Origin of the sequence: Bifidobacterium simiarum, assembly GCF_002802905.1 — a bacterium.
Lineage (GTDB): Bacteria > Actinomycetota > Actinomycetes > Actinomycetales > Bifidobacteriaceae > Galliscardovia > Galliscardovia simiarum.
The window spans coordinates 199,850-221,106 of sequence record NZ_PEBK01000003.1; the positions used below are offsets into that span (position 1 = coordinate 199,850).

17 protein-coding genes and 3 tRNA genes are annotated in these 21,257 nt (G+C 64.5%); 4 read left to right on the top strand and 16 right to left on the bottom strand.

Features of this window, described 5'->3' with window-relative positions; all coding sequences use genetic code 11:
* Positions 1–342 precede the first annotated feature (342 nt).
* From rpmG to CSQ87_RS04305, 8 genes are all read right to left on the bottom strand, one after another.
* Entirely contained in the window at positions 343–513 is a 171-nt protein-coding gene (gene rpmG, locus CSQ87_RS04270; RefSeq protein WP_100512644.1) for a 50S ribosomal protein L33, read from the bottom strand.
* 46 nt (positions 514–559) lie between these two features.
* Positions 560–633 (bottom strand) — tRNA-Met (locus CSQ87_RS04275).
* A gap of 5 nt (positions 634–638) precedes the next feature.
* A tRNA-Thr gene (locus CSQ87_RS04280) sits at positions 639–710 on the bottom strand.
* A 1-nt stretch (position 711) separates the two neighbouring features.
* Positions 712–793, bottom strand: a tRNA-Tyr gene (locus tag CSQ87_RS04285).
* 123 nt (positions 794–916) lie between these two features.
* Complete coding sequence (nrdF, locus tag CSQ87_RS04290; RefSeq protein ID WP_100512645.1) at positions 917–1,909, bottom strand: class 1b ribonucleoside-diphosphate reductase subunit beta; 993 nt, start codon at positions 1,907–1,909, stop codon at positions 917–919.
* Between the two features lie 496 nt (positions 1,910–2,405).
* The gene (nrdE, locus tag CSQ87_RS04295; protein ID WP_100512646.1) at positions 2,406–4,616 is read right to left on the bottom strand and encodes a class 1b ribonucleoside-diphosphate reductase subunit alpha; all 2,211 of its coding nucleotides are present in this window, start codon (positions 4,614–4,616) and stop codon (positions 2,406–2,408) included.
* A gap of 71 nt (positions 4,617–4,687) precedes the next feature.
* Positions 4,688–5,176, bottom strand: coding sequence for a class Ib ribonucleoside-diphosphate reductase assembly flavoprotein NrdI (gene nrdI, locus CSQ87_RS04300; protein ID WP_100512647.1), 489 nt, complete (start codon positions 5,174–5,176; stop codon positions 4,688–4,690).
* Positions 5,177–5,356: 180 nt separating this feature from the next.
* Positions 5,357–6,583 (bottom strand): trans-sulfuration enzyme family protein, encoded by a 1,227-nt coding sequence (locus CSQ87_RS04305; RefSeq protein ID WP_100512648.1) that lies wholly within the window; start codon positions 6,581–6,583, stop codon positions 5,357–5,359.
* 188 nt (positions 6,584–6,771) lie between these two features.
* Here CSQ87_RS04305 and CSQ87_RS04310 point away from each other — a divergent pair, with 188 nt between their 5' ends.
* On the top strand, positions 6,772–7,287 hold the full coding sequence (locus tag CSQ87_RS04310) for a hypothetical protein (protein ID WP_100512649.1): 516 nt from the start codon (positions 6,772–6,774) through the stop codon (positions 7,285–7,287).
* 12 nt (positions 7,288–7,299) lie between these two features.
* Here the strand turns inward: CSQ87_RS04310 and CSQ87_RS04315 are convergent, their stop codons facing one another.
* The 5 genes from CSQ87_RS04315 to CSQ87_RS04335 form a co-directional block, all read right to left on the bottom strand.
* A complete protein-coding gene (locus CSQ87_RS04315) occupies positions 7,300–9,435 on the bottom strand; it encodes a DUF2207 domain-containing protein (RefSeq protein ID WP_100512650.1) in 2,136 nt (711 codons plus the stop codon).
* A gap of 160 nt (positions 9,436–9,595) precedes the next feature.
* Entirely contained in the window at positions 9,596–10,150 is a 555-nt protein-coding gene (locus tag CSQ87_RS04320; RefSeq protein WP_100512651.1) for a LemA family protein, read from the bottom strand.
* Positions 10,151–10,506: 356 nt separating this feature from the next.
* Positions 10,507–10,800 carry a co-chaperone GroES gene (groES, locus tag CSQ87_RS04325; protein ID WP_100512652.1) on the bottom strand — a complete coding sequence of 98 codons (294 nt, stop codon included), beginning with the start codon at positions 10,798–10,800 and terminating at the stop codon, positions 10,507–10,509.
* Between the two features lie 267 nt (positions 10,801–11,067).
* Positions 11,068–12,429: a hypothetical protein gene (locus CSQ87_RS04330; RefSeq protein ID WP_133122344.1), complete on the bottom strand. Its 1,362-nt coding sequence runs from the start codon at positions 12,427–12,429 to the stop codon at positions 11,068–11,070.
* Positions 12,430–12,781: 352 nt separating this feature from the next.
* Entirely contained in the window at positions 12,782–13,426 is a 645-nt protein-coding gene (locus CSQ87_RS04335; RefSeq protein WP_100512654.1) for a GNAT family N-acetyltransferase, read from the bottom strand.
* A 38-nt stretch (positions 13,427–13,464) separates the two neighbouring features.
* Between CSQ87_RS04335 and CSQ87_RS04340 the strand changes: the two genes are divergently transcribed.
* The 3 genes from CSQ87_RS04340 (at position 13,465) to CSQ87_RS04350 (ending at position 15,410) form a co-directional block, all read left to right on the top strand.
* A complete protein-coding gene (locus tag CSQ87_RS04340) occupies positions 13,465–14,229 on the top strand; it encodes a 5-formyltetrahydrofolate cyclo-ligase (RefSeq protein ID WP_100512655.1) in 765 nt (254 codons plus the stop codon).
* Positions 14,230–14,401: 172 nt separating this feature from the next.
* Positions 14,402–14,587, top strand: coding sequence for an FmdB family zinc ribbon protein (locus CSQ87_RS04345; protein WP_100512656.1), 186 nt, complete (start codon positions 14,402–14,404; stop codon positions 14,585–14,587).
* A gap of 166 nt (positions 14,588–14,753) precedes the next feature.
* On the top strand, positions 14,754–15,410 hold the full coding sequence (locus tag CSQ87_RS04350) for an SAF domain-containing protein (RefSeq protein ID WP_100512657.1): 657 nt from the start codon (positions 14,754–14,756) through the stop codon (positions 15,408–15,410).
* Positions 15,411–15,791: 381 nt separating this feature from the next.
* Here CSQ87_RS04350 and CSQ87_RS04355 read toward each other — a convergent pair whose 3' ends face one another.
* Genes CSQ87_RS04355 through CSQ87_RS04365 form a run of 3 tightly spaced genes read right to left on the bottom strand, consistent with a single transcriptional unit; the run spans position 15,792 to position 21,085 of the window.
* Positions 15,792–16,136: a hypothetical protein gene (locus CSQ87_RS04355; RefSeq protein ID WP_341476079.1), complete on the bottom strand. Its 345-nt coding sequence runs from the start codon at positions 16,134–16,136 to the stop codon at positions 15,792–15,794.
* On the bottom strand, positions 16,133–19,798 hold the full coding sequence (locus CSQ87_RS04360; protein WP_100512659.1) for a helicase: 3,666 nt from the start codon (positions 19,796–19,798) through the stop codon (positions 16,133–16,135). The genes CSQ87_RS04355 and CSQ87_RS04360 overlap by 4 nt, the downstream gene beginning before the upstream one ends.
* Positions 19,799–19,813: 15 nt before the next feature.
* The gene (locus tag CSQ87_RS04365; RefSeq protein WP_165776734.1) at positions 19,814–21,085 is read right to left on the bottom strand and encodes an FHA domain-containing protein; all 1,272 of its coding nucleotides are present in this window, start codon (positions 21,083–21,085) and stop codon (positions 19,814–19,816) included.
* Positions 21,086–21,257: the final 172 nt, after the last annotated feature.

Below are 21,257 nucleotides of genomic sequence, written 5' to 3' on the forward strand. Positions count from 1 at the left end.
AGACACACTCAAGGCCGTTCGGCCGGGGAAGCTGCGCTTCCCCAAGCTTACGGTCGGGCATCCATCCCCTTCCTCCCGAGGTACTGCCGATGCATTCCGGGCTTCCCTCACGCAGGCCGTTTCTGCTCACTCAGGCCGGGGTCCATTGGGACGGGGCGTATCGGATGCCCGACACACTCAAGGCCGTTCGGCCCCGCAGCCGGGCGAGCCGGCTGCTAGCCTACAGTCGAGCACCCGATATGCCCCTCCCCGCGGTATGCTAACCTGTCGATTCGCATGGCAAAAACAAAAAACCCGACCGCGGGGGTCGGGTTGAAGCTTGTGCAGTTGTTCTGCGGAGACTCAGCGGGTCTCGCGGTGCACGGTCTGCTTGCCGCAGCGTGCGCAGAACTTCTTGAGCTCAAGACGATCAGGAGTGTTACGACGGTTCTTGGTCGTAATGTAGTTACGCTCCTTGCACTCGGTGCAGGCCAGCGTGATGCCGGGACGGATATCGGCGCTTTTTGCCATCATTCACCTCTGTAGTAGTTTACCCATCGGGAAATTTCCCGACGTCTTGTAGCGAGGAAGAGACTCGAACTCTTGACCTTACGATTATGAGTCGTACGCTCTAACCAGCTGAGCTACCCCGCCATGAGAGCCTCGAGTGAGAATCGGACTCACGACCTCTTCCTTACCAAGGAAGTGCTCTACCACTGAGCTATCGAGGCGTGGCGGATAGTGGATTCGAACCACTGAAGCACGAAGCGGCTGATTTACAGTCAGCTCCCTTTGACCGCTTGGGAAATCCGCCAGTCATTACCGACCCGAGAAGCTGTCTCGTTTTCGGCAACTTGAGTATCTAATCACAGAATCCAATATCGCGCAAATCCGAGTGTCCTCGGCGTGTCGCACGAGACCGGAAACCCTGCAAACCCTAGAAATCCCAGTCGTCGTCGTCGGTTTCCACGGCCTTGCCGATCACGTAGGACGATCCGGAGCCGGAGAAGAAATCATGGTTCTCGTCGGCGTTCGGCGACAGGGCGGCGAGGATCGCGGGGTTCACGCCCGCCTCCTCGGCGGAGAACATCGCCGGGTAGCCGAGGTTCATCAGCGCCTTGTTGGCGTTGTACCGCAGGAACTTGCGCACGTCGTCGGCCAGGCCGACCGCGGAGTACAGGCTGTCGGTGTAGGCCTCCTCGTTGGCGTAGAGCTCCTCGAGCAGCGTGTGCGTGTAGTGGAACATGTGCTCGCGCTCCTCTTCGGAGACCCGCTCGAGTCCCTTCTGGTACTTGTAGCCGATGTAGTAGCCGTGCACGGCCTCGTCGCGGATGATGAGCCTGATCACGTCGGCCGTGTTGGTCAGCCGCGCGTGGCTGGAGAAGTACAGCGGCAGGTAGAAGCCGGAGTAGAACAGGAATGATTCGAGCAGCGTGGAGGCCACCTTGCGCTTGAGCGGATTGTCGCCCTCGTAGTAGTCGAGCACGATTTCGGCCTTCTTCTGCAGGAACTCGTTCTCCTCGCTCCATGCGAACGCCTCGTCGATCTGACGGCTGGAGCACAGCGTGGAGAAGATGCTCGAGTAGCTCTTGGCGTGCACGGATTCCATGAACGCGATGTTGGTGTACACGGCCTCCTCGTGCGGGGTGAGCGAATCGGGGATCAGCGAGACCGCGCCCACGGTGCCCTGAATGGTGTCGAGCAGGGTGAGCCCGGTGAACACGCGCATGGTGAGCGTGTGCTCCTCCTCGCTCATGGCCTGCCAGGAGGGGATGTCGTTGGAGACGGGGATCTTTTCGGGAAGCCAGAAGTTGCCGGTGAGGCGGTTCCATACCTCGAGGTCCTTCTCGTCCTCCAGACGGTTCCAGTTGATGGCGCTGACGCGGTCGATGAGCTTGAGCGGCTTGCGCGGAATGGAAATCGGGGCCATGGGTTACTCCTGTTCTGCCGTGGCGGCGGGGTCGGTGAATTCTTCGGGTGCGGTGAGCCGCAGGATCATGCGGTAGACGAATCGGGACATGAGATGCCTCCTTTGGGTTGGCTTTGTGGACGGTTGCGGAGCGGTTGTGAAATTGCCGGCCTCACAACTCGGGTTTTTCCTGCTGAAATCGGCGGTTTTCGGCCTCTGAAAGGCGAGTTGTGAGGCCGGCGTCGTTCGGTCGACCTCATCAGTCCGCCAAGGCGGCCAGCTTCCCCTACCAGGGGAAGCCAAGGAGGCGCGCCCCTCAAGCGGTGAACGGCGAATGATGCGTGCGTCGTCAAGGCGCGGAAGACGAAGGCGTACGAAGGTACGTCGAGTCTCCGGCCATATCCATGCGAGCGGTGAAAACCGCAGGATGCGTGCGGCATGCGTGCGGCAGGGGATGAAGGCGTACGAAGGTACGTCGATTCCCCGGCCGTGCGCATGACGCTCCATCCTGTGGTTTTCACAATACGCAGGCGTAGGTGCAGGCACCATCAACTTCCGTCCCCTCCAGCGCCTGCTGTCGGATGCGGATGTAGTAGAGGGTTTTGATGCCTTTGCTCCAGGCGTAGATCTGGGCTTTGTTGAGGTCGCGGGTGGTGGCGGTGTCGGGGAAGAAGAGGGTGAGGGAGAGGCCTTGGTCGATGTGGGGGGTGGCGGCGGCGTAGGTGTCGACGATGGGCTTCCAGCCGATTTCGTAGGCGTCGCGGTAGTAGGAGGCGTTGTCGTTGGTCATGTAGGCGGCCGGGTAGTAGACGCGGCCGGTGCGGCCTTCCTTGCGGATTTCGATGCGGGAGGCGATGGGGTGGATGGAGCTGGTGGAGTGGTTGATGTAGGAGATCGATCCGGTGGGAGGGACGGCCTGCAGGTTCTGGTTGTAGATGCCGTCGGCGCGGATGGCGTCGGCGAGCGCAGCCCAGTCCTCGCGGGTGGGGATGGCGACGCCGAAGCGGGCGAACAGGTCGCGGATCCGCTCGGTTCGGGGTTCGAGGGATCGGGAGCCGTCGGTGTACTTGTCGAAGTAGTTGCTGTCGCCGGCGGGCTTGGCGTAGGCGGAGCGTTCGAAGCCGACGAACGGGTGTCCGTGTTCGACGGCGAGGGCGTGGGAGGCCCGGTAGGCGTGGTAGGCGACGGTCATGAAGTACATGTCGGTGAAGTCGAGGGCTTCGTCGGAGCCATACATGATGTGTTCGCGGGCGAGGAAGCCGTGGAGGTTCATCTGGCCGAGGCCGATGGCGTGGCCTTCCTCGTTGGCGCGACGGATGGAGGGCACGGAGTCGATGGAGGTGTGGTCGGCGACGGCGGTGAGTGCGCGGATGGCGGTTTCCACGGTTTGCGCGAGGCCGACGCCGTTGGCGCCGTCCATGGCCTTGGCGATGTTGAGGGAGCCGAGGTTGCAGGAGACGTCGCGGCCGACGTGCGCGTAGGAGAGGTCGGCGTGGTAGGTGCTGGGCTCCTGGACCTGGAGGATTTCGGAGCACAGGTTGCTCATGACGATGCGGCCGTCGATGGGGTTGGCGCGGTTGACGGTGTCTTCGAACACGATGTACGGGTAGCCGGATTCGAACTGGATTTCGGCGAGGGTCATGAAGAATTCGCGCGCGTCGATGTAGGTCTTGCGGATGCGGTCGTCGGCCACCATCTCGTCGTAGTGTTCGCTGATGGAGATGTCGGCGAACGGCTTGCCGTAGACGCGTTCGACGTCGTAGGGACTGAACAGGGCCATGGGCGCCTTGGCCTTGGCGAGGCGGAAGGTGACGTCGGGGATCACGACGCCGAGGGAGAGCGACTTGATGCGGATCTTCTCGTCGGCGTTTTCGCGCTTGGTGTCGAGGAAGCGCATGATGTCGGGGTGGTGGGCGGAGAGGTAGACGGCTCCGGCGCCCTGCCTGGCGCCGAGCTGGTTGGCGTAGGAGAAGCTGTCCTCGAGCAGCTTCATGACGGGCACGACGCCGGAGGACTGGTTTTCGATGTGTTTGATGGGGGCGCCGAGTTCGCGCAGGTTGCTCAGGAGCAGGGCCACGCCGCCGCCGCGCTTGCTCAGCTGCAGCGCCGCGTTGATGCCGCGGGAGATGGATTCCATGTTGTCTTCGAGGCGCACGAGGAAGCAGCTGACCGCTTCGCCGCGCTGGGCCTTGCCGAGGTTGAGGAACGTGGGCGTGGCGGGCTGGAAGCGGCCGGAGATGATGGCGTCGGCGTATTCGATCGCCCGGTTTTCGTCGCCGGCGGCGAGTTCGAGCGCCACGGCGACGGCGCGCTGCGGGAAGTTCTCGAGGTAGCGCTTGCCGTCGAAGGTCTTGAGTGCGTATGAGGTGTAGAACTTGAAGGCGCCGAGGAACGTACCGAATTCGAATCCGAGGGAGTCGGCGTGCTCGTGGATGCGATCGAGGAACTCGGGGGTGTACTGCGCGAAGACCTTGCCGTTGCAGTACTGGTTGTCGATGAGGTAGCGCAGTCGATCGGCGACGGAGTCGAAGGCCATGGTGCTGGCGGCCACGTGGCCGTCGAGGTATTCGCGGATGGCGTCGTGGTCCTTGCTAAAGTCGACGTGGCCTTCGGCGTCCGGCAGGTTGAGCATGGCGTTGAGGGCGTGCCAGTCGTGGGCGGGATCGTAGGAGAGCAGGCCTTCGCCGGTGTTGTCGAGGTTCAGTGCGGTGGCGCTCAGATCGACCATGGTGTCGCTCGCTTTCGTATCGTCGTTGCGGATGGATGTGTTGTGGAAGTCGTCAGATCGACCGGAAGACGTCAGGACGCGCGCAGGACGTCGGGACGCGCGAAGAATTCCCGCAGTCCGTCCCGCACGCGTTCGCGGTCCTCGGGGGTGCCCATGAGTTCGAACCGGTAGAGGTACGGCACCCGGCATTTGGCGGCGATCACATCGCCGGCCACGGCGTAGGCCTCGCCGAAGTTGGTGTTGCCCGAGGCGATGACCCCGCGGATCCACTGCCGGTTGTCGGCGTCGTTGAGGAACCGCTTGACCTGCATGGGTACGGCCCGGGCGATGTTGCCGCCGCCGTAGGTGGGCGTCATCAGCACGTAGGGCTCCCGTACGGCGATCGGCTCGTCGCCGGCGCGCAGCGGCAGCCGGTAGATGTCGATGCCGAGTTCGTCGAGACGGCAGGACGACACGAATCGCGCCGTGTTCTCGGAGACGGAGGAGAAATACACGAGCGCGCCGATCGTCTCGCCTTTGGCGGCGGTCTCCGGCGCGCTCGCTTCATGTCGTGCTGCCATCGCTCCCCTATCGTGATGTCGCGAATCCGGCCGGGCCCGGCTGGGATCAGCCACGGACTTCCGGAAAATTACCGAGACATCACTATATATGGCACGACATGGTCAATCAAATACTAGATATAGTGTTTTCCGTGAGGTATCTCACACTGAGACATGGGTCACACACCGACCGCAACCCGCTCACAGACCGGCTTCGGCCAGGGCGTGATCGATGTCCCGGATCAGGTCGTCGGTGTCCTCCAGTCCGACGGCGAGACGGAAGAATCCGCGGTGGAATTCGGGCGGATACAGGTACTGGCGCTCGTCGTCCTCGCCGAGGAACACGATCAGGCTTTCGTCGTGACCGAGGGAGACGGCGGAGGTGATCACGTTGAGCTTGGAGACGAACCGGTTGTGCCCGTCATGGTCGGTGTCAAGGCCGAAGGCGAGCACACCGCCGAACCCGGAGTCCTTCCGCGCCAGCTGGGAGACGGCCACGTCGTGATGCGGATGGCTTTCCAGCCCCGGATACGACACGAACCGTACCTGCGGCAGCGATTCGAGATGCCGGGCGATGGCGAGCGCGGAGGCGTTGTGCTGCCTCATGCGCAGCGGCAGGGTGACGGAGCCGCGGTTGATGAGCCAGGCGTTGAACGGGCTGATGATGCCGCCGTAGTTCACCTGTGCGGTGAAGCGGATCTCGTCGGTCCGCGCCTTGGTGGTGGCGATCGCTCCGCCGAGCGCGTCGCCGTGGCCGTTGATGTACTTGGTGAGCGATTCGACGACGATGTCGGCGCCGAGATCGAGGGGCCGGACGTTGAACGGCGTGTTGAAGGTGTTGTCGACGCTGACCAGCGTGTCGGCGTCGTGGTCGTGGACGAGCCGGGCGATGGCGGCGACGTCGGACACCTTGAGTGTGGGGTTGGCCGGGGTTTCGATGTGGACCAGCTTGGTGTTCGGTTTCAGCGCCCGAGCCACGTTCTCGGGATCGGAGGTGTCGACGATCGAGGTTTCGATGCCGTACTTTTCGGGCAGGATCTGGTTGAGCAGCCGGTAGGCGGCGATGTAGGTGGTGTCGGAGAAGATCGCGTGGTCGCCGCGGTTGAGGAACGTGGTGAAGACGGCGGCGAGCGCGGCGACGCCGGAGGCGAGCACCACGGCGTCCTCGGCGCCTTCGAGCCTGGCGATCTTGGCTTCGAGGTACCGCTGGTTCGGGTGCCCGTTGCGCGTGTAGAGGTTCACGTCGGAGCTCGACCAGTTGATGTCGGAGGGGTCGTAGGGCAGGGCGTAGGCGTTGGCGAGGGTGATCGGCCGGCGGATGGCGCCGGTTTCGGCGTCCACCCCGTTGCCGAGGTGGATGGAGAGCGTGTTGAATCCGAGGGGCGTGTCGTCGAACGAGATGCCCTGATGCGTAAGGTCTGAAGTCATGATTCCAGCGTGCCACGGAACGGCGGGCGGCGCATGCGGGGCAAATACAGGCAAACGCTGGAACGTCGCGGTTTTCCAGCTTGTCATAGATAGAATCTTCAATAGTCTTTGCCGATATCAGGCGCTTTCGGACCCGACCGGGCCGCATCGGCGTGACCATCGACGCCCCATGATCAAGGAGGATACCCGTGCTCGACATCTACAGAAAGACGATTTGGATCATGACCGGCTTCTTCGCCGTCGCGGTGGTGGCGGGAAGGATCGTGCCGCGGTTCTCCGCCGATCCGGTCGTGGGCATGTACGCGTATGTGCTGCCGTGGATCGTGGCCGTGGTGATCCTGCTGTTCGTCGTCGGCGCCGACGAGGAGAACCGCCTGACCGTGGGCAAGGTGATCATCATCACGCTGGTCGGCATGCTGCTGGTATGCGCGGTGATCGCGGTGATGCTGTATCTGCTGGTGCCGAGCTTCCCCGCGCTGTGGGTGCTGCGGGTCGGCTGGGTGCTCACGATCATCGGCGTGGTGGTCGAATCCCGTCTGGTGAACGCCGAGAACGTGGCCGCCGCGCAGCAGGCGGCCGAGGAGCGCGCCGAGGCCAAGCTGAGCGAACGGATCACCGCGCAGCGTCAGGCCCAGCAGGAGGCGCAGCGACGCGCGGTCGAGCGCGAGCGCCGCAAGCGCGAGAAGGCGGCCCGGCGCAAGTAGGCGGTCCGACCGTCACCGGCCGCCCATGCCGCCGCCTCCCCCGCCGCCGGAGAATCCACCGAAGCCGGATCCGCCGAACCCCGATCCGGAGAAGCCGGAACCACCCGACGATCCCGATCCGGAGGACTGTGCCGAGGAGATCACGCTTTGGATGTCGGCGATGTTGCTCGACAGCATGGATCCCAGATCCATCGATCCCAGACCGGATACGGCCCCGGCTCCGGAGGCGGAACCCGTCTCCCCCGATCCGTAGACGGACGAGTAGAAGATCGAATACATCACCGGGCTGGAATCCCAGGTGTCGCGCATGGCCGATTCGTCCGACAGCTCCGGGTAGAGCATGCGCAGCTGTTTCGCCACGACGTCGCTGATGCCGAACGCGGCCGCATACACCATGTAGAAGTCCCACATCGACAGGTCGGGCACGCCTCGTTTGGAGAAGTCCGAGAAGTCGAGCATGTACCGTTTGAGCCCCTCCACCCGGCCGGCCACCACGAGACCGTCCTTGGTGAGCAGTTCGGATTTCGCGAGGACGGCCGTGACGATACCCAACGCCGCGGCGAGAATCGCGACGGGAATGCCGATCAGCGGCCAGTCGAGGATCAGGAAGCCGACCATGGCGAGCAGACCGATGCCGATCGTCACCGCGCAGGGCACCAGCGAATACCGGTAGGTGGTGGTGCTGTACGATCCGCCGTATTCCACCGCCAGCTGGTTGTCGTAGCCGCGGAACAGCCGGTCGAAGCTTTCGGCGTTGTGTTTGACGGCCGACCGCAGATCGGTCATGGTGAACGGTCCGGGGTATTCGGTCGCGGCCCGGCGCAGGATGTCCATCAGCGCCTCCTCGGTGGGGGTCAGCGGCATCCGCCGTCCCGTGGCAGCGACGAAGTCATGAACAACACCGACGGAGTCGCGATCAACACCGACGGCGTTCCGCCCGGCATCGTCGCCTTCCGCGCCGCGGATGGTGATCAGCACGTCCTGCTTGCCCCACTTGCCCTTCGGCCGCACAGTCAGGCCGATCCAGCGTTTGTGCGCCAGCGACAGCATGGTGGCCGACAGCCCGTTCCGGTGCGCCTGACTGGCCGAACCGCCCAACCCGTCAATTTTGGCCGCCACGGCCGGGGAGACGCCGGGATCGTCCCGCCAATACGTCATGTCGCCGCGGTACCGGCTGAGCCGACGCGACGTGCGGATCGACCATACGCTCCAGGCCAGCATGCCGAGCAGCAGTACCGCACTCGCCACGCACAGGATGATCGTACGGCGGTTGCGGGCCTCCTGCTTCGCCTGCCACGCCTCGGCCATGGCCCGTTCGCTCGAGATCACGTCGGCCCGGCTGCGACCGTCGTCATGCCGCGCGGCCTTGGGCACCAGAGACTTCGGGAATACGGCGTGCACCTCCAGTGCCGTGCGCGACGGCATCTCGTCGATCGCGAACTCCAGCGCGCCGACCGAGGTGATCTCGATGCCCGACGTGCCGCCCGCGTAGTGCAGCCACGATCGCACGGTGGAGCGGGACGCCGAATCCGGCCACAAGATCATACCGGTGACCTTCTTCGCATACAGGCCGTTCGAATCGTCGAGGAACTGCCAGTTGAATTCGCCGGCGTCCCTGAGCACGGTGATCGCATTGGCCGCCGTGTAGTCGATGCGGAACCGGACGGTGCCGTGGTCGGTCGGCGTGATGTTCCAGCCGAGCTCCGTGCTGCCGTCGCCGGTGTCGGTGAGGTACCAGCTGCCGGCCAGATGATCGTAGTCACCTTCGCCCACGCCGGCGGGATCGGGCAGATCGACATGCCGGAATCGCGTGCCGGAGTCGAGATCGGTCACCGACACGTCCCGGATGCCGGCATACACGGCCGGCCGGGAACGGAACGTACGGTAGAGCTGATGCCACGGCCGCGGATTGCCGTCGTCGTCCTCGCGGGATTCCATGTTGACGGTCCACGTCTCGCTGACGTGCAGATCGCCGTTGGTCTGCACCCTGACGTCGTAGTGCAGCGAGTCGAGCGTCAGATCCTCATCCGATCCCCGCACGCCGATGCTGCTGATCCCCGCCACGGCGAATAGAACCACCATCATGACCGACGACGCAACGGCGAAGCCGGCCATGATCACGCGAACCGTACGGGGCCAGGCCGTCATCGTTCCGCTCCCTGCATTGTCAGGCCGTCTATTACCGGGCTGTATATCGCTAACCGGTGCATTGCCGTTCTGTATATTGCTGGACTGTGCATTGCCGTTTCCTGCATCGCTCCCCCTTGCATCACGCCTTGCGGTACCGCCCCGTCCGACGGAACCGCGCCTAGAACCGCACCTGCGGCACGGTCCGGGCGGCTTCCTCCACCTTGAAGAACTCGCGCGCGGTGAAATGGAACATGCCGGCGATGATGTTGCTCGGCACCGTGGCGATCTTCGTGTTGTACTTGAGCACGATGTCGTTGTAGAACTGGCGGGCGTAGGCGATCTTCTCCTCCAGCGCCTTGAGCTGGCCCTGCAGATCGATGAAGTTCTGGTTGGCCTGAAGCTGCGGATATGCCTCCGCCGTGGCCATGAGATTCATCAGCGCCTGACCGACCCGCGTTTCGGCGGCCGCACGCTCGGCCGGCGTGGTCGCCGCGGCGGCACGGGCACGGGCGTCGGTCACCGCCTGCAACGTCTGCGATTCATGGGAGGCGTACCCCTTGACCGTTTCCACGAGATTTGGGATCAGATCGGCACGCTGCTTGAGCTGCACGTCGATCTGCGACCAGCCGTTATCGACCTTCAGCCGCAGCGAGACAAGCGCGTTGTAGGTCGTCACCGCCCAGATCAGGATCACGGCGACGACGGCGACGATAATGATGATGGCAAGACCCATATGATTCCCCTTCGAACATGACCTGCCTCCATTGTGTCACCACGCCGCTACCGATCGGCTTCGCAACCGACCTCACGATCGATTTCGTGCCGCCGGTATACGAGTCGGATGACGCACCCGCCTTCCCCTTGAGGGGAAGGTGACCGGTCCAGCCGGTCGGATGAGGTGACAGGCAACGACACACCCCGGTTCACCACACCACACAACCCATTCCACATCATGCCGCCGGTATACGAAAAATCCCCGTGACACATCCGGATTCGGGATGCGTCACGGGGATCAACGATCATACCGGCTCATACGCCCGCCGCCACAACCGCGGCGAACGGCGTGAGCCTCGACCAGCCGTCTGCCGCTTAGTGCAGGATGGCCAGAATGTCGCGGGCGGAGACGATCAGGTAGTCCTCGCCACCGTAGTTGACCTCGGTGCCGCCGTACTTGGAGTACAGGACCTTGTCGCCTTCCTTGACGTCCACGGGGATGCGTTCGCCCTTGTCGTCACGACGGCCCGGGCCGACGGCCAGGACTTCGCCCTGCTGCGGCTTCTCCTTGGCGTTGTCCGGAATGTACAGACCGGAAGCGGTCTTGGTTTCGGCAGCGGCCTGCTTGATGATGACCTTGTCTTCCAACGGTGTGAGTGCGATCGACACTGTGTGCCTCCTCTGTAAAGAGCAATCGATATTTCCCGCGCCAGAACGAAGAACCGGAGAGGCTGACGATCACTCAGGTGAACGTCCCTTTGCGCTATTCGTTATGGTAGCGCGAAATTAGCACTCTGCCAACTCGAGTGCTAATCCGGTTTGCCATCAGCGAAGCCCGGGGAATGCGAACGGCGGTTCCGAACGATGATCCGGAACCGCCGTCGAGGACCCCGAAGGGCCATATCTACGGGCAACGGGTGTCTACAGGTAAACGCCTCAGCCGCGACGGCGGGCCAGCACGGCATCCACGTCGCCGCCCAGCGAATCGGAGGAACGGGCGGGAGCCGCCACGGCGTCGCGCACGGCCTCGCGGGCACGGGCCTCCGCCTTGGCCTGAGCCGAACGCTCGGCCTTTTTTGCGCTGATGATCGAGTTCATCGTCGTATCCCGGGAGGGAACCGTCGGCTTCTCGTCGGGGGCGAGTTCACGAACAGGCTCACGGCGCCCGGCGTCGGACGAGGTCCGGGCCGCGGATGGATTCCCGGCGGCAGTGGTTTCGGAGGCAGTCGCGCCGGTGGCGGATCGAGTCTCGCCGTTCGGCTTCGCGGCGACGGCATCGCCCGCCTTCGGCTCGGCGTGCGCCACCTGCTTGGTGGACTTGATCTCCAGACTCTGCGGTTCGGCCGCGCGGACCTCCTGACCCTGACGGGGAGCGCCCAGCGAGAAGGAGATGAGATCCTGGCTGGCGGCCAGCTCGAAGGCATCCAGCGCATGGGAACGGGTGACCTTCCTGAGCTCGGCCGTGGAATCCTCGGCCTCGGCGGCCGATTCGGCCCGGGAACGGGTCGTTTCGGACTGCGGGGTCACGGTCTGCGGAGACACAGCGGCCTGCGGGGCCACGGTCTGGGACTGGGTGGGCTGAGCGGACTGAGACTGTACGGTCTGGGACTGAGCGACCGGCGCAGACTGTACGGGCTGAACCGGCACGGCCTGCGACTGCGGCGCGGCAACGGACGGCGTCGGCTGAGACTGGGAGGCCGGCTGCGACTGCGGTACTGCCGAGGCCGTGGTATCCACATGGTGACGGCGAACCTTGCGCGGCGGCACCGCCTCCGGCTGATCGGTCGGCATCGCCGCATCCGCCCGGGCGGCCTCGGCTGCCATGCGCTGCATTCGTCGCATGGCCAGAGCCGCCTGCTTCTCGGCCTTCGCCCGTGCGATGGTGCGCTCGATCTCGGCCTTGGACATCGCGTCCGTGGCCGTATCGGTCTGCGATACCACCGACTGAGCCTCTACCGACTGAGACCCCTGCGCTTGCGCCGCCTGACGGGCCTGCTGCGCCTCACGCTGGCGACGATGACGGCTGGCGCGCTTGGCCTTCGCCACCTTCGCCTCCCAGTCGCGGGCCTGACGGGACGCGCGAGCGCCCAAGGCGAGTACGGCCACGTCGAGCGCCAACGGGATCAGCGCGAATGCGGCACTGAAATGCAGGGCCAATGCCAGCACCAGCACCAGCACGGCCACGCCAAACAGTGAGGCCACCAGAATCTGTCGTCTGCGTATGGCAGCGCGACGCAATCGCCTCACTTCGGCGATGCGTGCGTCGTCCAATCTGGACACCTGCGCAGACGGCTGCATGGTGACCCCTTTCCCGGCGATTGTTCTGTGCTGATCGCCGAAGCATATTCCTTCGTCCATATCGATGATATGCAAAGACGAGGAATAACGGTCGGAGCGATGTTCCATGGCGTTCCTCATGCCCTGCAACGTCCGCCAGGGCTGAAGTCCGAATAGGAGTATCGCTATGATCACCCACAACACCACACTTGCGAGCGAACCAAAATCCATGTCCTCTACGATAAGTGACCGGGCTGATTTTCCAGCCGTTTGGTGTCGCGTGTTGACCAAATCCCCGCACACGATGATCATGATCGATCATCGCAGTCGATCGATACGGACGATCACGGCCGAGAGACGCCTCCGAAAACGATCATCGCAGGCGATCGACGACCGCTCCTTGCACGTCCGAGGCGAGCAGCACGTAGACGTCGTGGTCGCGCCACCGGCCGTTGACATACATATAGTTGCGTCGCAGCCCCTCCAGCGGCAGCCCGAGCTTCTCCGCCACCCGGCGGGAGCGTTCGTTTTCGGGGATGATCGCGATCTCCAGCCGATGCAGGTGCGGTCCGGTGGGGCTGGAGATCGCCCAGTCGGCCAGCATCGCCACGGCCAGCGGCGCGTACCCGTGGCCGGCATGACCGCGGTCGATCCAGTAGCCCACGGTGCCCACGCGCATCGAGCCGTAGCAGATGGCCCCCAGCGAGATCTGGCCGATGATCTCGCCGCGCAGTTCGATCACGAAGATCACGGAGTCGCCATGCCGTTCGCTACGTCGCTGCCGGGCGATCCACTGCGAGAACGTGATCGTGGGCGAATGCATCGGATCGCCGGAATCCCAAGGCCTGAGCCATTCCTCGTTACGCTGGCGGACCTCACTCCAAGCCGCCATGTCGTCCGTGCGCATCGGTCTGAGCCGCAGCGGTTCGAACGACTGCGGTGCGAGCAGCACCGTGGGAACATGGAACGATTCGCCTGACGACTCGTCATCGTCACGCTTGGAGAACAGCCGGAACATGCCTTCCATATTCCGCCGACGTGAGTACAACTGAGGGCATGGATGACGAGAGCATGGACGCACGCATGGCCGGCGGCGCAAACGGTATCAACGATACTACCGATACGGATGATACGGCCGCCCGCAAACGATCACTGCGCAAGGAGGCACTGGCCCGACGACGGCAGATCGGCGAGGCGGAGCGGATCGAGGCCGGCCGACGACTGGCGGTTGCCGGCCGACGGATAGCGGAACTCATGCGGTCTGACGGGGAGATTCCGCCGAGTCGCGTGCCCGCAACCAACGGTAGCGGCGATGACACCACCGGTAGCAGGACCGAAACCGGTGGTAGCGGAACCGAAAACGGAACGACCCATCCCACCGTGGCGGCCTATGTGTCGATGGGCACCGAAGTGCCGATGGACGATCTGCTTGATGAACTGGTCCGCTCGGGATCACGCGTGCTGGTGCCGGTGTTGGGATCGGGTCTTGATCTGGGATGGGCCGAATTCACCGGCGGGGACGATCTGCATGACGCCGGTCCGCGTCGGCCAAAGGAGCCGAGCGGACCGGTGCTGCCGGCCGAGACGATCGCCGACGCCGGTCTGATCATCACCGCAGGGATCATGGTGGACCGATCCGGCCTCAGACTGGGACGCGGCGGCGGATGGTACGACCGGATGCTGGCGATGAAATCCCCCACAGCCCGGGTGATCACGGTCGTATGGCCGTGGGAGGTCGTGGACGGGCCGCTCCCCCACGAACCGTGGGATCGACCGGTGGACGGAGTGCTCACGCCCGACGGGCTGACCATGTTCGAGTGAAGGGTCCGTGGCGGTTCGAGTGAAGGGTCCGTGGCGGAATCGGATTCGTGCGGGATCACGCCTACGCTCAGGGGAACCATGCCTGCGGTCAGGGAGTCATGCCTATTGTCAGGCGTGTCGCTAGGATAGGTTCGGACTTTATATAGAATGCATTGACTCTGGAGGAACGAGCGTGCCTACCTATCATTACCGCTGCAAGAACTGCGGCTACGATTTCACCGAACAGCAGTCGTTCACCGACGACCCGATCACCGTGTGCCCCGAGTGCCATGAGGAGCAGGTGCGTAAGGTGTACTCCGCCGTGCCGATCGAATTCAAGGGCAGCGGTTTCTACCGCACCGACGGCGCGAAGAAGTAGACGACACGGCCGTCTGCGCGCGGAATGCGGCGGAAACGACTGCACTCCGTGTTTCATGGCGTTTCATGAAACCGGTTGAAATGGCGGAATCCCAAGGGTTTTTCACATTCGACCACATTGGCCTGATCGGCCGCTGAATCATGCCTCCATCGTGCAAGGTGGAGGCATGAGTGTTTTTGGGATGGATCGGCAAGGCGGCCGACGGACGCGAAACGATCTGAAGTCCAGACGACGCAGCGCCATGCTGTATCGTCTGGGCATCGCATTATGCGCAGGACTGGCCGTATGGGCGGCATTGCAATGCGTGGTGTCGTTGACGGCGAATCAGCCGGTCGTGGTGGCGGGCAGTACCATCGGCCGCGGGGAGACGATCGACGCCCGGCAGCTTACCGTCGTCACGGTGCCGGCTTCGGCGGCGATGGGTGGCATGTTCGATGATTCAACGGCGATCGTCGGCAAGATCGCACGGGTCGACATCGACGTCGGCTCGCCGATTCTCACTTCAATGATCGGAGAGACGCCCACGGTGGAGGCGAGTCAGACCACCGTACAGGTGACGTTGGCCAGTGTGCCGGAATCGCTCATTCCCGGCGACGTGGTGAAACTGGTGACCGCTTCCGCCACGCTTTCCGGCCATGCCACGGTGATCACGGTGCCGCGGCATGACGACGCGGGGGAAGCGGGAGGACCGGGTGGCGGCCTGCTGTCCGGCACGTCGGATGATGACGCCGGAAGCACCGTCACGTTCGCCATGGCACCGAACGAGGCGCTGGCCACGCTCAAGGCCCAGCAAGACCACCCCATCCTCGCCGTCCAGCAATAACCATCATCCCGACGGCCGCGCTCCATCCGTTCGGGCTTCCCCTCGAGGGGAAAGCCCGAAAAACGAAGCATGCAGGCTTCCCCTCGAGGGGAAGCTGGCAGCCGGAGGCTGACTGATGAGGTGACGACAAGGAAGCAACGCTCATCTGCCCTCATCAGTCGGCTCACGCCGACAGCTTCACCGCAAGAACGGACGGCCTGACGGCCGCGCCCCATCCGCTCGCCTGTCGGCTCGCCTGAGCCCTGCAAACGCCTCCGACGTTTGCTTCACGGACTCAGCCCAGGGGGAAGCCTGCAAACGCCTCCGACGTTTCCTATGCGGGCTCGGCCCAGGAGAAGGCAAGAGGAACGATCTGCCGGCCGGAAGCCGTACAAGGCGTGGCTAGCGGCGGCCTTCGGCGTCGAATTTGGCCCAGTGCGGGGGTAGTTCGTTGAGGATACGGCGGTCGTCCTCGGCGGATTTGCGCAGACGCTCGGCCCGCTCCTCCGGGTCGGCGGAATCGTCGGCACCGTCGAACAGGCCGTCGGCGTCAAAACGCTCGGTGCCCTTGAATACCACGCGCCGATGCGGACGGCGCCGGCGCGACGATCCACCGGCACCTGAACCATTCACCGCGAAGCCGGCATTCGCACCGTCAGCACCCGCACCACCGGCACCAACAGCACCGGCCTCGACACCACCGAAACCATTGGAACCGTCATCGATACGATTCGCATCCCCGCTCACTGCGCATCCCCGTACATCTTGGCAAGCTGGGCGACCACGCGGTCGACCTCCTTGTCGGGGTTGACGAACGCGGCCACGCTCCACACGGTCATCACCGACCAGCCGAGGGATTCCAGATCCTCCTTGCTGAACCGGTGCCGTTCGCGCGTGGACGAGATCGACATGAACGTCGCGTCATCCGTGGTGATCGCCAGCGTATACGGCTTGTTCGGCAGGCCCACCACCAGCGGGATGCGCATGCCACCGGCGAACCCGTAGTTGGTCTCCACCTGCAGGCCGCGGGCCCGGATGCGCTCGGCAAGATCGACCAGCAGCGTGCTCATCTCGCCTTCGAGAGCCTGGGGAGCCGGCACCGGCACCTGATCCAGTTCCTCGCACCAGACGAGCAGTCGCTTCATGAGCTGCGGACCGGGCTTGCGCAGACGATCGTCCTCCAGATCGGCGGACGTGAACGACGAGACCACGTCCAGACGCGTGTGGGCGAGCGCCAGGGCGTCGAGCAGCATCGACGCACCACCCGGGGCCTCGAGCATGCCGAACTGCTGGAGCATGCGGCCGTGCGTGGTGCGGGCGAAGCCGAATGCGATGATCGCGTCGGTGGCCTCCATGCCGCACACTTCGTTGAGTCCGATGATGCGCACGTGGCGCAGGAACTTGCGCAGTCCCGGATCCTTGGAGCTGCGGGCCTTGAGCTCGGCACCGATGCGCTGCCTGTGCACCGGCGAGATCGTGACGATGCACAGCATGTAGGTGGCGGGCACGATGGTGAAGGAGCCGGCGCGACGGATCACCAGATCCACTACCGCGTCGATCTCGTTCTTGTTGCTTTCCACGAGTCCGGTGGTCACCGACGGCACGCCGGACGCCCCCTCCACATGAGTGTAGGCGACGCCGTCCCTCCTGCCGATCGAACCGGACGCGCTGAGCGCCAGCGGCACCTTACCGTAGCCGTTCTCTTCAAGGAACCGGGCGAGACGCGGGTCGCGACGGTCGGGCCGTTCGAGCAGCCGCAGCGGCTTGAGGTATGGCATCAGCGCGCTCACGATCGGCGAGGACACCGTCTCCCGGTGGGCGAGGATCACCACCTGGTCGACGCGGGCCAGCACCGAGAGCAGTTCCAGCGGACGGACGTGCGCGGCGGCGTCGATCACGGCGATGTCGGCCAGATGCTCCAGCGGCGTATTGGAGACCAGCGCGGCCGGGCTCGCCACGAGGATCGGCTTGGCGGCGGTGAGGATGTTCGGGTAGTCGCGGCGCAGACGGCTCAGCGGCACCGGCGTGGGCGAGGCCAGCAGCGTATGCAGCTGATTGGCCTCATGCGAGCGCGAGTAGAGCATTTCGCTCAGGCGCTTGGTCATCTCCTGATTGACCATCGGTCCCACGGAGTGCACATGCTCGGCATCGACCTGGTTGAACCGGTCGGAGGCGGCGGAGAGCACGGATCCGTCCTGATTGGAGATGATCGGCGAGGAGTGCACGATCAGCTCGAAGATCGTGGTCCACCAGGCCAGCTGCAGTTCGCCGGGCGCGGCCTCGGTGGCGATGCGGCGGTTGCGCAGGTCGTTGACCAGTTCGCCCAGTCCGTTGGCGTTGAAGTCCCGTTCGAGACTGCTGCGCTCCGGCAAGGTATCGAGCGACTTGTGGTCGTCGAACAGGCCCTGCAGTCGCGCCTCGAGCGCGTTGAACTGCATGGTCTCCATTTCGGCGCCTTCCGGCGTGGTGGCCAGCACGGCGTCGAGCGCGGTCAGGTCGGCGACGATGGCCTCCTGCGTGTCGATGATGTCGTCCAGCTTGGGCGGCAGCACCGGCCATCCGCCGCGCGGCACGAACATGCGCCACTGCTCGGCCTGCTTGGAGACCACCACCAGTGCGTCATGCAGGTTCTCCACCTGAGCGCCCACGCGCAGCAGGCTCTTGGCCTCCTTCACGTAGCGGCGACGCTCCCAGAAGCCCATCGTGGTGCCTTCGGCCTTGCGGTCGGCCTTGGACTTCGTGGCTTCGATCATCGCGGGGATGTCGCGTTCGAACACGTTGGGCTGGAACACGTCGAGCACGCGGCGCAGGTTCTTGAGCACCACCACCTGGCTGCCCCATTCCTGCATGGAGTCGGGGATCGGGAAGCCGCAGGTCTCCACCACGGAGCGGATCTGCCCACGAATGGCCGGCAGCAGCGTCTCCAGCAGCCGCACCACGCGCTGGTAGGCGTTGACCGCCTCCTGCTCGCTGTAGATGGCGGCGTGGAACCACGAGGTGTCTTCGGGATTGATGGTGAATTCGCCGAGTTCGCCGGCGCGTACCAGTTTCTCGCTCCACGCGTCCATGGAGTTGCCCAGCTGGCGGGCGGCGTCCTCGGAAAGCCGCACATGGGTGGCCGGATGCGTGGGCAGGGAGGAGATGCGGGCCAGATTCTGGATGGTCTCGTAGGCGGAGACCCCCCATTCCTTGTTCTGCCCGTGCAGGTCGCCGAGGTAGCGGGTCAGTCGGGTGCGCACGCCCACGAGCTCGTCGGCCAGCTGGTCGAAGTGGGAGCTGGCGGTGCCGGGCTGGTAGCCTACCGCGGCGATGAGCTGGTGGTCCACCGCGTTGTTGAAGGCGGAGTCGCTGATGTCGAGCAGCATGCCGGACATGTCGTTGCGCTTGACCTGCTTGACGAACCGACGCTTCTGGCTGGTCACGCACGGCACGTACAGCACGGTCTTGCCGTTCATGATCGCCCGGCTGGTCACCGCGGAGGCGATTTCGGCGGAGTCCCGTCCGCCAGGCAGGTCGACGAACGCCGAGGCACCCGACGAGACGATCTGCGCGGCGTAGCGGGTGACGTTGTCGACGTCGCCGATCTCCAGCTCGTTATGCGGATCGATGTCGTACGGGGTGTATGAGGGCACCGGATAGTCGGCGAGGAACCGTTCGGCCTTTTCGTTGCCGGCCAGCACGTCGAGCAGATCGTTGCCGGTCAGGGCCCGCTTCATCCGCCGGATCAGCGTATCGCCCTCGCTGAGGAACAGCGTGGACGAGTGGATGAAGCAGCCGAGGATGATCTCGCGTTCGATGATGAACGACTGCACCGCATCGCCCACCATGGTGGAGATGCGGGCGAACAGCGCCGAGGTCTCCGGGGAGCTGTCGGCGTACTGCGAGGAGTCGAGCAGCAGATTCTCGTTGAGGATCACGCCCTTGGCCCGCATGGCCGAGATGAACGCCGGATTGATGCTGGCGGTGGAGGTGAAGCGCAGCTGGGCGTGGGCCAGCGACTCGTTGTCGGGCTCGCGGTCCACCTGAATCGGGTAGAGCAGCAGCGGCATGGTGCAGCCGGACCAGCTGGCCACGCCGACGGCCAGCGACAGCTGCGCGTCGCCCTCCACGTTCGACATGGAGGCCTGATCCTCCAGCACGCGGGAAAGACGACGCTGCCCGGCGCGCAGCATGCCGGTGTCGCGGAACAGGCTGCTCAGCTGCACATGGCCGCTAGCGAACAGCTGGGCAATGCCGGACGGATGCGCGTGGGTCAGGTCGAGACGGGCTTCAAGCTGCGAAAGATCCTCCACCGGCGAGGGACCGTGCTCGCTGCGGTACTGGTCATACCATGACCGGACCCGGTCGAGCGCCTCGTTCGTCCCTTCCTGTGCCTCAGACCGAACCTGTGATGTGGTTGATTCGCTCATGGACGATTGTTCCCCTTACTCCCCTTTGACCGCCTGATATTCGTGATACCCCTGATTGGCCGCGAGCGCCCGGTCGATGTCGGCGTCACCCTGCACCTCGAGCCATGCGTACAGATCGTCGTACAGCGACGGGTTCATCGCCAGGAACGGCAGCAGCTGCGGGTGGCGGGCCATTTCGAACTGCACGTCGAAGTCGCGGGTGATCTTCGCATCGTCGGAGCTGAATCCGTCGACCACGATGCCGGGTTCCGGCTTGTTCAGTTCGCCCTTGGACAGACGGTCGAAGACCGAACCGGCTTCGAAGACGGGCGCGTACGTCTGCCCGCCCGCCGGCTGGTCGCCGTCACCGGACTGGTCCACGGCGGCCGGATTCACGTCCACGGACTGACCGGAACCGGTCGGCTGACTTGCCGCGGCGTCGCGGAACAGATCGCGGGAATCCTGCTCGGCCGCATCATTGCCGCCGTTGCCGCCCGACAGCGGCAGGGCGAACGACGCGCCATGACCGGCGTCATGGCCGACGCCGTGCTCGACGTCGTGGCCGAATCCGTCGGCAGTCTGGGCATCGGACCGAGCATCGGCCCGGGTGTCGGATTGCGCATCCGACTGTGCCCCGGACTGAGTCTGGATCCCGGACTGAGACCGGGACTCGGCCTGTGCGGCGTGATCCGCCTCATGCTCACCGGCGTGCTCACCGGCGTGGCTCTCGGCATCCGTCCCCTCGGACACCGGCTGTCCGGCGGACGGCTCCACGACGGAAGGCTGCACGGCATGGTCCGCCAGCGCCTGATCGTGCAGGGCGTCGATACGGCTCCTCACCTTGCTGGTGCTGAGCAGTCCGGTGGGCTCACCGGCACGAAGATCGAGAATGTCGTCCACGCTCATGTTCGCGGGATCGACCTCCGGCTCCGGAGCGGATCCCGGCTTCGCATACGAGAACAGGTCGGCCACAGGCTGCGCGGCGGGGGTCTCCTGCGCCTCCACCTTGACGAAGTCCACCGGCACGTCGCCGAACTGGAACCGCATCGGCGAGCGCGGCAGCAGAAAGTCCTTGTTGACCGGCACGCGCATCAGTTCGCCGTCGTCGCGCACCACGTACGTGCCGTTCGTGGAGCCCAGATCCTCGATCGAGGCGTTGCCGGAGTCGGCCACCGAGAACCGGGCGTGCCGCTTCGACATCGATTTGGTCAGATCGGGCACGTCGAGGCGGATGCTACCCTCCTCCACCGGTGCCGGTCGCAGAGGCTTTCGGCCGATCACCACATGCTGCCCCGCATCGACCCTCATCTCATCAACGCCATTGACTCTGATAAGCCACTGCTGGTCACTCACCGTGCGAGCCTCCTCCATACGTTCCGACACACTTACACACCATTTTGGCATGATTCGCGGGTTTTATGCGGATGCGCGTCATACCCGTTTCACATCTGCACAGTTGCGGGCCTGCCGCTCACCTCAT

Coding starts and splice junctions, on each gene's coding strand:
- CSQ87_RS04305 (WP_100512648.1), bottom strand. CDS start 6,583: ATGACTTCAGACCTTACGCATCAGGGCATCTCGTTCGACGACACGCCC.
- CSQ87_RS04360 (WP_100512659.1), bottom strand. CDS start 19,798: ATGAGCGAATCAACCACATCACAGGTTCGGTCTGAGGCACAGGAAGGG.
- CSQ87_RS04350 (WP_100512657.1), top strand. CDS start 14,754: ATGAGTGTTTTTGGGATGGATCGGCAAGGCGGCCGACGGACGCGAAAC.
- CSQ87_RS04315 (WP_100512650.1), bottom strand. CDS start 9,435: ATGACGGCCTGGCCCCGTACGGTTCGCGTGATCATGGCCGGCTTCGCC.
- CSQ87_RS04335 (WP_100512654.1), bottom strand. CDS start 13,426: ATGTTCCGGCTGTTCTCCAAGCGTGACGATGACGAGTCGTCAGGCGAA.
- CSQ87_RS04320 (WP_100512651.1), bottom strand. CDS start 10,150: ATGGGTCTTGCCATCATCATTATCGTCGCCGTCGTCGCCGTGATCCTG.
- nrdE (WP_100512646.1), bottom strand. CDS start 4,616: ATGGTCGATCTGAGCGCCACCGCACTGAACCTCGACAACACCGGCGAA.
- rpmG (WP_100512644.1), bottom strand. CDS start 513: ATGATGGCAAAAAGCGCCGATATCCGTCCCGGCATCACGCTGGCCTGC.
- CSQ87_RS04330 (WP_133122344.1), bottom strand. CDS start 12,429: ATGCAGCCGTCTGCGCAGGTGTCCAGATTGGACGACGCACGCATCGCC.
- CSQ87_RS04365 (WP_165776734.1), bottom strand. CDS start 21,085: ATGAGGGTCGATGCGGGGCAGCATGTGGTGATCGGCCGAAAGCCTCTG.
- nrdF (WP_100512645.1), bottom strand. CDS start 1,909: ATGGCCCCGATTTCCATTCCGCGCAAGCCGCTCAAGCTCATCGACCGC.
- nrdI (WP_100512647.1), bottom strand. CDS start 5,176: ATGGCAGCACGACATGAAGCGAGCGCGCCGGAGACCGCCGCCAAAGGC.
- CSQ87_RS04340 (WP_100512655.1), top strand. CDS start 13,465: ATGGATGACGAGAGCATGGACGCACGCATGGCCGGCGGCGCAAACGGT.